The 12,630-nt window shown below is 39.1% G+C and carries 10 protein-coding genes; 4 read left to right on the top strand and 6 right to left on the bottom strand.

Annotation, left to right across the window (positions count from 1 at the left end; all coding sequences use genetic code 11):
* Position 1: 1 nt before the first annotated feature.
* From gluQRS to sfsA, 3 genes are all read right to left on the bottom strand, one after another.
* Entirely contained in the window at positions 2-898 is an 897-nt protein-coding gene (gene gluQRS, locus H4J41_RS10685; protein ID WP_310649842.1) for a tRNA glutamyl-Q(34) synthetase GluQRS, read from the bottom strand.
* Positions 899-919: 21 nt separating this feature from the next.
* Entirely contained in the window at positions 920-1,360 is a 441-nt protein-coding gene (gene dksA, locus H4J41_RS10680; RefSeq protein WP_182138163.1) for an RNA polymerase-binding protein DksA, read from the bottom strand.
* A 287-nt stretch (positions 1,361-1,647) separates the two neighbouring features.
* On the bottom strand, positions 1,648-2,358 hold the full coding sequence (gene sfsA / locus H4J41_RS10675; RefSeq protein ID WP_182138164.1) for a DNA/RNA nuclease SfsA: 711 nt from the start codon (positions 2,356-2,358) through the stop codon (positions 1,648-1,650).
* A 345-nt stretch (positions 2,359-2,703) separates the two neighbouring features.
* Between sfsA and pepB the strand changes: the two genes are divergently transcribed.
* The gene (gene pepB, locus H4J41_RS10670; protein WP_182138165.1) at positions 2,704-4,011 is read left to right on the top strand and encodes an aminopeptidase PepB; all 1,308 of its coding nucleotides are present in this window, start codon (positions 2,704-2,706) and stop codon (positions 4,009-4,011) included.
* A 250-nt stretch (positions 4,012-4,261) separates the two neighbouring features.
* On the opposite strand, the gene H4J41_RS10665 is transcribed toward pepB, so the two are convergent.
* Entirely contained in the window at positions 4,262-4,663 is a 402-nt protein-coding gene (locus H4J41_RS10665; RefSeq protein ID WP_182138166.1) for a hypothetical protein, read from the bottom strand.
* Positions 4,664-4,776: 113 nt separating this feature from the next.
* Complete coding sequence (thpR, locus tag H4J41_RS10660; RefSeq protein WP_182138167.1) at positions 4,777-5,352, bottom strand: RNA 2',3'-cyclic phosphodiesterase; 576 nt, start codon at positions 5,350-5,352, stop codon at positions 4,777-4,779.
* Positions 5,353-6,100: 748 nt separating this feature from the next.
* On the opposite strand from thpR, the gene hrpB reads away from it, so the two are divergent.
* The 3 genes from hrpB (at position 6,101) to H4J41_RS10645 (ending at position 11,353) form a co-directional block, all read left to right on the top strand.
* Positions 6,101-8,677 (top strand): ATP-dependent helicase HrpB, encoded by a 2,577-nt coding sequence (gene hrpB, locus H4J41_RS10655; RefSeq protein ID WP_220460970.1) that lies wholly within the window; start codon positions 6,101-6,103, stop codon positions 8,675-8,677.
* A 218-nt stretch (positions 8,678-8,895) separates the two neighbouring features.
* Positions 8,896-10,683: an ABC transporter transmembrane domain-containing protein gene (locus tag H4J41_RS10650; protein ID WP_310649843.1), complete on the top strand. Its 1,788-nt coding sequence runs from the start codon at positions 8,896-8,898 to the stop codon at positions 10,681-10,683.
* Between the two features lie 337 nt (positions 10,684-11,020).
* On the top strand, positions 11,021-11,353 hold the full coding sequence (locus H4J41_RS10645) for a PBPRA1643 family SWIM/SEC-C metal-binding motif protein (protein WP_182138169.1): 333 nt from the start codon (positions 11,021-11,023) through the stop codon (positions 11,351-11,353).
* Between the two features lie 181 nt (positions 11,354-11,534).
* Here H4J41_RS10645 and miaA read toward each other — a convergent pair whose 3' ends face one another.
* Positions 11,535-12,470, bottom strand: a complete 936-nt coding sequence (miaA, locus tag H4J41_RS10640; RefSeq protein ID WP_182138170.1) for a tRNA (adenosine(37)-N6)-dimethylallyltransferase MiaA — start codon at positions 12,468-12,470, stop codon at positions 11,535-11,537.
* Between the last annotated feature and the right edge of the window lie 160 nt (positions 12,471-12,630).

The raw sequence follows: 12,630 nt of genomic DNA, 5'->3' as shown, positions 1-12,630 counted from the left end.
CTTATAAAACTATTTCTTGTGATTTTGGTACTTGAGAGATCGACCAGTGGGCGATTGCCCAAGTTAAAAGCTCAGTCACATTGGCTTGTTGTAATTGTTCAGGCGGCTGTTGACCCAAAAATTTTAAGGCGGCAAATAGTGAAGGTACTGGGTTTTTTTGATCAATTTCTGGGGCGTTATTTTGCTTACTGAGTTTAAAACCTTGCGGAGTTACCGCCAGTGGAAAATGACCAAACTTAGGGGCATTATGCTGTAAAATTTGATAAAAACTTAATTGCCTTGCTGTGGGTTCAAGTAAATCACAACCACGGATAACATGGGTAATACCTTGATAGATATCGTCAACAACAACCGCTAATTGATAGGCAAATAGGCCATCTTTTCTTAAGACAATAAAGTCTTCTTGAGCGAGTTTAGCATTGCAGGTTACTGAGTGTTGAATAAGGTCGTGATAGTGTGAGATACCTATAGTGTTAATCACACGAATAGCACTAGCATTTTTGGGCTGTGATAAGTGTCGACAATGGCCTTGGTAGATGCCACCCGTGGCTTTAATTTGGGCTCGGGTACAGCGGCAATAATAACTGAGTTTTTCTTGGGCTAATGCGGATAATACTTCACGATAAACTTCACTTTGTTGGCTTTGGTAAAGTACGTCTTCATCCCAGTGTAAACCATAGTTTTCCAGTGTGGTTAATATTTCAGCACTGGCGCCGGCCTTTTCCCTAGGTGGATCAATATCTTCAATTCTTACTAGCCATTGGCCGTGATTATGCTTGGCATCTAGATAACTTGCTAGCGCAGCAATTAATGAACCGAAATGTAATAAGCCGGAAGGCGAAGGGGCAAAGCGGCCCCGATAGTGACTGGCAGTATCGGGTCGCAAAGACTGGCTGATATCAAACAAGGTTGAGGGCTTTTAACCCGCGAGTTGACGTTCTTTGATTTCTTGTAATGTTTTACATTCAATGCAAAGATCAGCTGTTGGGCGGGCTTCTAAACGGCGAATGCCAATTTCAATGCCACAAGAGTCACAAAAACCAAAATCATCATCTTCAATAAGTTGTAAGGTTTTCTCAATTTTCTTGATTAGTTTACGTTCACGGTCGCGTGTACGTAATTCAAGACTGAACTCTTCTTCTTGAGCCGCACGGTCAACAGGATCAGGGAAATTTGCTGCTTCATCCTGCATATGCGATACGGTGCGATCAACTTCTTGGCGAAGTTGTACACGCCACGCATCTAGAATTTTTTTGAAATGTTCTAGTTGCGCGGCATTCATGTATTCTTCTTTAGGCTTTTCAACGTAAGGGTTGACACCTGCTAATGCTAAAATACCTAATGTTTTCTGTGCTGGCATGCTAATTCTCCTAGCCCTAAATCGATGAATACTGGTTACGTCATGTAACTTCATCGCTTGGTTGCAACGGCCAATTCATACAGGCCCAAAATATCCCACATATATTGTGCTAACTTATATAAAATTCAAGGCTTAATTGATAAATAATTAGGATAAAATATAAAGTTTTTTTTAAATATTACGGCTGTTTAAATTTTAACCAAGATGACAATAAAATTTGAGCAAGCTCTTTTAGCAAGTTTTTAACCCTCTCGTCAATCATTATTCTTGCTATTTTTTTGTTATCACTAAAATGTGACCGGTACTTTGTTCGCTAACGTAATAGTAAAATTATGTTTTTCTTTTTGAAAAGTCGCTTTGTAAGCTATGATTTCAACGCCTCGTTGGCTTGCTTCACGCAGCAGCTCTGCGTATTTAGCATCAATATGTGCTGCAGGCTTAACATCTTTTATGCCTGAATGTAGTACCGCAAATAAAAGAACGGCTCTGTGGCCGTTTTCTGCCATGACCATTAACTCGCGTAAATGTTTTTGCCCTCGCAAAGTCACTGCATCTGGAAAATAGCCCTGATCTTCTGCTAATAAAGTCACGCTTTTGACTTCGATGAAAGTCTCTTGGCCACTTTTATCGGTCAGGTGAAAATCAATCTTACTATTTTCGTCGCCATATTTAACTTCGCGCTTTAATGTTTTAAAACCCTGTAGTTCAGAAATGGTGCCATTTAAAATGGCTTGTTCTGCCAATTGATTCGCCCGCAATGTGTTAACACAAATAAAATGATCTTCTTGGGTCTGTGTTAACTCCCAACTAAAGGGGTATTTGCGTTTGGCGTTGTCTGAGGTGCTAAACCAAACAGTATCATTAGGCACCGCACAGCCACTCATCGCACCGGTATTGGCAACATGAATGGTGCAATCGCTACCATCTGCTAAGGTGATATCTGCCAAGAAACGTTTGTAGCGCTTAATTATAGTCGCTTTTGTTAAATTAATTTTCATTACATATTTTCATTAGATATTATAAGTCATCAGGCTTATTACATGTTACGTGATGAGCTGTTGAACTGCTAATTTCTCTCAACAGGCTTTACTGTCTTTATGACTTAGGGATAAAAAGTGACTTAGGAATAAAAAAATGATTTAGGGATAAAAACACTTTTAAGGCCATAGAACTGTGTTGCTGTACTTAATTTTTTCAGTAAGCAATTCAGTAAGCCATAGAATAGAAAATCTATATTGGTCTCTAGCGAATCAGCTGCAAAGGTTAATTGTTTAGCGGTATGTTGCCGGTATGGCGTAACGGGTATAGACTATTAGCTTAACATTAAATGCAAAGGCGATAACATGACCACAGCTAATTCTGCTTCAGTATCAATAACCTTGACCACTAGTAATAACGCACAAGGTTGGCAGCAAGATAAAACCCTACAAATTACCCATGATAATATTGCCATTTACTTACCTCAAGACGCAGCCCATCGCTTACGACAAATTCAAATGGCTGCGCGTAAAATAGAAAAATTAGATATTGAGCATGGATCGCTTCAGGGTGATGCCTGGGATGAAGCGAGTCAGTGGGCTTTTGCGCTTGGATTTAGTTGTGTTAACAAACTAGAGAATATCAGTTTTTGTGGTGAGCCAGCGTTAATTGAACGTTTGCATAATAAGCTCGCTGTTTATGCTTGGAGTCGCGACTTAACTAACCAAACACCGGCTGAACTTTACCCCTTAAAGTTGGCACAATTAACCTCAGACTATATTAAAAACCTTGCCCCTAATCATGTTTCTACTCGTCTGATTCAAGGTGAAGAACTCAAAGAGCAACAATGGATGGGTATCTACAATGTAGGTAAAGGTAGTGTTAATAAGCCATGCTTGCTCGAGCTTGATTTTAACCCAAGTGCTGATGAAAATGCGGCAGTTACTGCTTGTTTAGTGGGTAAAGGTATTACTTTTGACAGTGGTGGTTATAGTCTGAAAAGCAATGTTGGTATGTTTGATATGAAATGTGACATGGGCGGTGCAGCCGTTGTTGCCGGTGCGTTGGCATTGGCAATCAAACAAGGTTTGAACCAAAGGGTTAAGTTATACCTATGCTGTGCAGAAAATATGATCAGCAGTAATGCTTATAAACTTGGCGACATTATTACCTATAAAAATGGCGTTACTTGTGAAGTGGCTAACACCGATGCCGAAGGCCGTCTTGTGCTAGCTGATGGTTTAATGGCCGCTAGTGAAACGGGTGCGCCAATGATTATTGATGCGGCCACCTTAACCGGTGCTGCTGTGATGGCCACTGGCGGTGATTACTCTGCTTTATTCGCGCTTGATGATAACGTGGCGGCAAAAGCGCAAGCATCAGCAAAAACCACCGGTGAAGCATTATGGCAGTTTCCTTTAGAGTCTTGGCACCAAGATAAATGCCCATCAGCATTTGCTGATACAGCCAATAGCCGCACAGCAAAAGGTGGTGGGGCTGGTGGTGCGAGTAATGCCGCAGGATTTTTATCACGCTTTGTCGATAACGACGGTGCTGGTTGGTTACATTTTGATTTAGCTGGCGCTTATAATGGTGGTGAGTCTAGCTTATGGGCCGCAGGTGCAACAGGCCTTGGTATTGCTACGATTGCAGACTTGATCACTAAGCATTAATTTTTTAAAGGCCGGCTTTGGCCAGGCTAAGTGGCAGTTATTTGCTTTTACGAGTAGCGAGCAAAGCGCTTGTCACTAAGCAAACTGACATTTACTCAGCTTTTTATGGTCTTTTAAAACCTCAATTTAAAGCCTCAATTTAAGATATGAAAGCAGTGCTAGAAAAGATATTTTCTAGCACTTTTTTATATAGATTACGATGGCTTGAAGGGCCTGCTATTGATGAGGACTGTTAACTTTTTAATGCGCTTTAGTGTTGTTGTAAATACTGTTCTAACCAAGACTTTGCACTGTCTAGATCACTAAAGACATAAAAGGTAATGTTACAGGCTTGGTAAATACGTCCTAGCTGTAACTGCTGAATATCAGCAGTGCTACTGTCAATTAATACACTCGCATTGGCGATTAAGCCATGTTTTACGCGGTATTTGTTGACCTTGATTAAGGCATCTTCCGCTTCAGGTGAAAAAACACTATTGCCATAAAAAGCAATTAATAAGCCCCAAGGTTGGCCGGAAAACTGTTCACAAGCACCATACATATCCTTAATATATTTTTCGGTCACGTGCGCATTAAATGGGCCAAAAGCTTCTACTTGTAAAATGTTCGAGCGCGATGCTATTGAATATTTATCTTCAACTATTGTTTCCATTGTGCAAACTCCATTTCAACCAGAGGGGGAACAGTAGTAGCAGTATTTTACGTGCTTGCCAAGTAAGCATGTTTTCGAAAAATTGCCAATTTAAATCTCTTTAAAAATCAAGGCTAAAAATTTATTGTCCATGTTTGAACTGGTTCGTACCTAACACCAAGGGCGGTCGAGTATGAATGATATAAGCTAAAGCTAGTAATGCTCAGTTGTTGTTTAAATACGCTTTGTTGAAGGTGTTTACATAGTGCGGGTAATGGCGTTTTTGCTTTGCGATAAAGGCTTAGGTGCGGTTGGTAGCTCCTGTTTTCAAGCGCAATATTACTGCTCAGGCTTAACTCAACCACAGTGTGCTGTAAATATATTAACCAGTCAGGACAGCTTGCGGGCATCAGGTGTAATACCTGCGCCTTTTTAAAATAACCTAGCTGAGACAACAGGATAGATGAGGCCTTTTTTTGTTGTATAAGAGCTTTTAGGCGCTGTTGCATCAAACCATGCTGTTGGCTAATTAATTGCGCTACACTCGCTTGTTGTTGCGGGGCGATACAACCTAAAAAGGCCAAAGTAATATGAAAGTTTTGCCTGTCGATGGGTTTAAATGGCAAAGATAAATGTTGCTCGCGCCATTGGGCAATTTTTACTTTATCTGTGTCTATAATATCTAAGGCAATAAACATGCGTTTTTTCATCAATATTTCCATTTTAGCGACTTAAGAAAATGACAGTAAAGCTTCTACTCATCTCATTAACCTGGTGACTATGCTTGGATCTTCCCGCGATTCAACGGACATTAAGCATAAGTAGTGTAGAGTTTATTCGCTATATATTTTGTATGGCTACTATATTCAGGTTGCTGAAATAATAGTAGGAAGTCGCCGCTGCTCTTCATATTAATAAAGCCTATTTGCTTTTCTGTGATTTGATTGATTCGTTAAGTCTTCTCAGAACAGCCCTACATTCTTCTTTGTCTTTCATTGAGCCAGTATTGCAGACAGATTTTTGCGTATCCTTACCTATTTTAAAGTTACGCTGAACACCATGATGAACACATGACGATAAGAAAAAAACACAGGCCAAGAAACTGATAATTTTAATTTTTTCTTCCATAACGTTAATTAATATACCTTAAGCAAGGAGTCGAATTCAGCTAAACTTATATTCAATACGTGAAGAAGCGAAAGGAGAGATATTTAATTTTATAGAAATGTTCTACAATCCTAGAAAAGCGTCACTCTTATACCGATAGTATTTCAGCTACTAAATTTGAGAAAGCATATTTTTCTGAGTTAAAAACTGTCTAGTGAAATATGGGAAGTCCAAGTTTAGCCAAAGATAAATAGCATAATCAAAAGTAACAAGTTAACGCATAGCAGATGCGTTAACTTGTTGACTTCATCTAAGTGATAACCACTTGTCAGTCAATTACTGCGACGCTAATTGATACGTTTTATCATTTATATTTTTATACCTATAAAAAATCCAAACAACCAAAATATAAAAAGTAGAGTTCATAAAATTAACCTTCCAATTAATAAAATATTAGCCGACCTTTTACAAGAGTTAAAAAATAACCAGAGTGTGGTGCTGCAGGCAGAACCCGGGGCAGGTAAATCTACTGTTGTGCCGCTGGAGTTATTAAAAGCTGACTTTTTGAATGGTCAGCGAATTATTATGCTTGAGCCTAGACGAATGGCAGCAAGGTCAATTGCTCATTACTTAGCTAAGTGCTTGGGTGAAAAGGTTGGTGAGACTGTTGGTTATCAAGTAAAAAATGACAAAAAAATATCAGCTGCCACAAGGCTTGAAATCCTAACCGAAGGGGTATTAACAAGGCGACTTCAATCAAACCCTGAATTAGCAGGTGTTGGCCTTATAATATTTGATGAGTTTCATGAGCGGTCGATTAATACTGATTTGTCACTTATGTTATCTCTGGAAATTCAACAAGTCATTCGTGAAGACCTTCGCCTTTTAGTGATGTCTGCTACATTAGATACAAATTTAGTATCAAAGTACCTCGGTGACGCACCTGTGATGCTATGTAAAGGAAGAGCATATCCAGTTAGCGTTTTTCATCAAAAAACTGATAAAAAACAGTTGGCATCGAATGTCTGTAAAGCAATATTTAATGTCATTGAAGATGAGGGAGATATTATTGTATTCCTCCCTGGCGTTGCTGACATAAAAAGGTGTATTGCACATGCTGGCACAGTATTTTCAGAGCACAATAAACTTAAACTGGTGTCATTACATGGTTCATTACCATTGGAAGAGCAGGAAAAGGCGATTGCATTAGCACCACCAGGCGATAGGAAAATTATTTTCACAACCAATATCGCAGAAACCAGTTTAACTATCGAAGGTATTACCTGTGTCATTGACTCAGGTCTGGAAAAAAAACTTATTTTCAACCCGTCAAGTGGCATGTCAAAGCTGACGACAACTCATATATCAAAAGCGTCAGCCGAGCAACGCAAGGGGCGAGCAGGTAGGCTATCTGCAGGAAAATGTTTAAGGTTATGGAGTGAAGCCGAACATATATCGCTAAAAGACTACCAAGAAGAAGAAATTTTGAATGCAGATTTAGCTGATGCCGTGATAGAGCTAGCAAGCGCTGGACATGCGAATTATGAGGAAATAAATTGGTTAACACCTCCGCCAAAAGCTCATTATGACTCAACTCAAGATTTGCTGGTAACATTAGGTATGCTTGAGAAATCAGGAAAAATCACAAGGCTTGGAAAACAAGCAAGTACTTTGCCTATCCACCCAAGGCTAGCTAAGATGATGTTGGCAGCGAATGGTAACCAAGAGCGTGAAATTGCTTGTAATATTGCTGCTCTCTTGTCAGAACGAGATATATTGCAAGGGAGTGATAGTGCTGATTTTTTGATGAGATTACAGGTTCTTATTGAGAACGCGACGGGTTATGTTAATAAAGCCTATGTAAATAGAAATACGTTAAAAACGGTAGCTCAAGATGTTCGGACATTACAGTCATCTATAAAACATAAAAAAAGCAAAGTAGATATTTCAGATATTTCAGACATTGCAGCATATTTGTTGCTTCTAGCATTTCCGGAAAGGTTGGCTAAAAGACGTTCAGCTAATAGCAATAAATATCAATTAGCCAATGGTAAGGGGGTTTTTCTCGCAGAAGATGATCCTCTTATTAATCATGAGTATTTAGTGGTTAATGATTGCGATGCGCAAAAAAAAGAAGGTCGAGTTTTTAGTGCGATTACTTTTAATAAACATATTTTATCTGAAAAGTTTTCTCAGGAAATTTCAGAACAAATAGCCTATGAGTTAGCCGCAAACAATAGCCGTGTATACGCCAGGGTATTGAAAAAATATGGCAGTTTAATCATCGAAGAAACAAGAAGTAATGATGTGCCGACTGAATTCATATTAGACAGTATTAAATCCTTGATAAAGACAGATGCTAGAAACATATTAAGCTGGACTCAAGAGTGTGATGATTGGATGAAAAGGGTGATATGGCTTGGGGGTAAAGTGGAAGGCTTTCCAGTGTTATCAGAGACTTTAATCATGAACACTGCTGAAAACTGGTTATTACCGTATGTTTCCAATATTAAAAAAATATCGGATTTAAAACGAGTGAAAATATTACCCTTATTATCATCATTATTAACATATGAAGAATCAAAAGCTCTGGAGAAAGAAGCACCTATATTTTATATGACACCTAGCAATAAAAAGACTCCTATAATTTACGACAAAAATTCAGAGCCAACAGTGGCTGTCGTATTACAAGAATTGTTTGGTGAGCTTAAATCTCCAATGTTGGCAGGTAATAGCATTGCACTACGCTTTGAATTGTTATCACCAGCGCGAAGACCAATACAAATAACCAGTGATTTAGCCAATTTTTGGGGTGGCTCATATGTCGACGTTGCAAAAGACATGCGAGCTAAGTATCCCCGCCATAGATGGCCGGTTGATCCCTTTTCTGAACAAGCAGGTAGCTCTAGAAAAAAACGAATGACATAAGCATCTATATCAAATAATAATTGTTGAGATCTCAAGGTGCTAATGCGTTAGCGCTAGGTTAACTAAATAAGTCATGACTGTATTTTCACTAAGCGTTTTTAAGCCGCTTTATTATTGCGTGTCTACTTGAAATAGGCATTTTTATAACCATGTTAAGTAGAAGATTACCCTACTGGAAAGCCACTGTGAGCGACAACAGCCAAACCATTAATCAGCCTATCTCAAATAATAGCTCTGCAAAAAACAAGCCTAAAGCATTCAGCAGTCTGTTACCTATTTTCGCCTTTATAAAACCATATAAGCTAATGTTAGCCTTGGCCTTATTGGCTTTATTAGTCACTGCAGCGGTTAACTTGTCTTTAGGACAAGGGGTAAAGTTTGTTATTGATAACGGTTTTATTGCGGGTTCAGTTGAACAATTGCAATCAGCTATTTTAGCTTTAATCGGCTTAATTAGTTTACTTGCCGTTGGCACTTTTAGTCGCTTTTATTTAATGTCTTGGCTAGGTGAACGGGTCAGCGCTGATATGCGCAAAGCGGTGTTTAATCGCATTGTTACTTTGCATCCTAGCTATTTTGAAGAAAACCGCAGTGGTGAGCTAATGTCGCGCTTAACCACTGACACCGCCTTATTACAGTCTATTATTGGTTCGTCTTTTTCAATGGCACTGCGCAGTATATTATTACTTATTGGTGGCTTGGTGATGTTAATGGTCACTAATTTTAAATTAACCCTTTTTGTGGTTTTTTCAGTGCCCATTATTTTAATACCTATGATGATTTATGGTCGTAAAGTTAGGAAATTAGCAGAAAGTTCACAAGATGCTATTGCTGATGTCGGTACTTATGCCGGCGAAATTATTCAAAATATAAAAGTTGTGCAAAGTTATACCCATGAAGTAAAAGAACAAGATGCTTTTGCCCGTGAAGTAGAGAAGGCATTTTCTGTCGCCAAACAGCGGGTAAAGCAACGTTCATATTTGATCGCTATTGTTATTTTTCTTACCTTTGGGGCGATTAGCGCCATGTTGTGGGTGGGCGGTATGGACGTGCTAGAAGGGCAGATGAGTGCTGGCGAATTAGGTGCCTTTATTTTTTACGCCATCATTGTTGCTATGTCTGTCGCCACTATTGCTGAGGTATACGGTGAATTACAACGAGCAGCAGGTTCCGCGACTCGGCTGTTAGCATTACTTGAGGTTGAAAGTGATATTAAAGAGTTAGTTTCTCCACAAGTGATGAATAATCATGCTCAGTCGGTGATCAGCTTTAAAGAGGTTGACTTTTGTTATCCATCACGGCCAGACAGTGCGGCACTTCATCAGATTAATTTAGCCATACCGACGGGGAAAATTGTGGCATTAGTCGGGCCATCGGGTGCAGGTAAAACAACGTTATTTGAATTGCTACAACGTTTTTATGACCCTCAAAAAGGCAGTATTAGTTTTAATGATATCGACATCACTGAGTTAAAATTAACTGATTTGCGTCAAGCCATGGGTATGGTGCCGCAGCATCCGATACTGTTTAGCTCTGATGTCTGGCACAACATACGTTATGGTAAGCCACAAGCGAGTGATGAAGAGGTTATTAGCGCGGCGAAAAAAGCCCATGCCCATGAGTTTATTGAACAATTACCTCAAGGTTACGCGAGCTTCTTAGGTGAACAAGGGGTGCGATTATCGGGTGGGCAAAAACAGCGTATTGCTTTAGCCCGAGCGATTTTAAAAGACCCTGAGGTATTACTACTGGACGAAGCAACCAGCGCTTTAGATGCAGAAAGTGAATACCATGTACAAGCCGCATTAGATGAATTAATGACCAATAGAACAACATTAATTATCGCGCACCGATTAGCTACTGTGATTCATGCAGATTTAATCGTGGTGATGGACCAAGGAAAAATTGTTGATCAAGGCGATCATAAATCGTTGTTAAAAAGCTCGACTCTATATCAAAGGCTTTGTGAGTTACAGTTTGATAAAGCCAATGCTGAGGCTAATTAATCACGCTGTTCGACTCTTTTATCGCTGAATTTTTTCTAAGTGTACCAGCTAAATTAACACCCAAGTGCTAACGAATATCAGTTGCTATGCAGCCAATCGCCATGTTTTTATATTAAGGACATTAAGCCAATAACTCGCTATTGGCTTAATTTTATAATCAAGAAAATTTTACCCTCTGGCTGATGAGCAAAAAAATTAATCTCCCCCCACCTTTCGCTAAAAGCTAGGCAAGGCTTAAGTTCCTGCATTCAACAGTCGACTATTTTACGTTTTACGTTATACTGCCGCGCTCAAACCTAGTATTTAATTTTTAGTTTTTCATTTAGCGGAGTTCATCATGCACGATCTGTATTACAAAGGGCGTATCCATACCAGAGTAAACCATGTAAAAACAGGTTATAACACTAAGCGTGCTGTTAAGCTTGGCACAGAAAAACACCCGTTAACGCTAGTAGTGACGAGTGAGGAAAAGAAATTAGAGGTCGCCATATTAGTTGCCGATAATGAACTTTTTGCTAATATCACGGTAGATAGCACCGCTGATGAAGATATTATTGAACTGAGCGCGATACTGAACAAACCAAGCACCACTAGGTTTGATAAAACGCCCAATCGTAATGATCCTTGTTTATGTGGTAGTGGCAAAAAATATAAAAAGTGTTGCGGTTAACCAAACACTGTTTTTCTACCTACTGTAAAGCTAACGCTGCTCTAGTTTTTACGAGCAGCGCAGGCTAAGCCCATCTGTATTATCATCTTTATTAGCACAGGTTACTCGGCTAACTTTTTCTCAGTTAATACCTAAGCTTACAAAGACCATTTTTAGTCGAAAACGGCTAAATTTTATTGTGCTATGTTTTGCACTCATTCGTAGTATTTGCGTTATTTAAGCCTGCTATCACGGCCATGGCTTGTGCAAGCGTATTTTTATCTCCGTCTAGCCAATGTATTTTAGTGCCATTTCGTTCTAACCGTCGCAGCCAAGTGTCTTGTTTTTTAGAAAATTGATGAATAGCTGAGTTCAATTTTTGAAAACAGTCATTCTCGCTTAATTGCCCCTGTAAATGTTGGGCAATAAAACGATATTCTAAGCCGTAAAAATATAAGGTTTGCCAACTAACCCCTTGGGCATGTAACTGTGCTACTTCTTCAATCAGGCCTTGTGCCATGCGTTGCTTTAAACGCAAGGTTATACGTTGTCGAATAACCTCTCTGGGCCATTTTATGGCAAATATAAGTGGCTTGAGTGCGGGAAAGTCATTAATTTTATCTTGTGCTGCTAGCTCACCTTCAGCTATTTCAATGGCTCGTACCAGTCGTTCACGTTCGATAAGATCTGTGGTGTTATGCAGATTAGGTTTAAGCTGTATTAACTTTTGAATTAATTGCTCATGACTCAGGGTAGATAATGTTGACCTAAGGGCTTTATTTTCAGGTACGGAAATTAAGCGATAGCCTTTTAAGATTGAATCAACATAAAGCGCTGAACCGCCAGCTAAAATAGTCAGCTTATTTTTTAAGTTTATTTGCTGATGGGCATTAATAACATCTTGTTGAAAATCAAAAATATTATATTCGTAACCAGGGTCAACAATATCAATTAAGTGATGGTTAATTTCTTGGTATTCATCAAGGTCTTTACCGCTGCCAATATCTAAACCGCGATAAACTTGTCGAGAGTCGGCGGAAATTATTTCACCATTTAGCCTTCTTGCTAGCTCTACTGCCAGTTTGGTTTTCCCCGACGCTGTTGAACCAAGCACAACGAGCATGTTAAATGCAGACATAGTTAACCTTTAGCCATTGTTAGTGAGATAAAAGCAGAATTATATCGTTAATTTCGCCGTTATGCTTGTCAGTTAAGTACTATTTTAAAACGATAAAAATTATCGTTTGGGATCTCGTCTTAGCTAGATTATTATAAGGGCTTAATCGCATATCCTTGAG

This window comes from Colwellia sp. MB3u-45 (genome assembly GCF_014077005.1).
Taxonomy (GTDB): domain Bacteria; phylum Pseudomonadota; class Gammaproteobacteria; order Enterobacterales; family Alteromonadaceae; genus Cognaticolwellia.
This window is presented reverse-complemented; position numbering and strand designations above follow the sequence as displayed.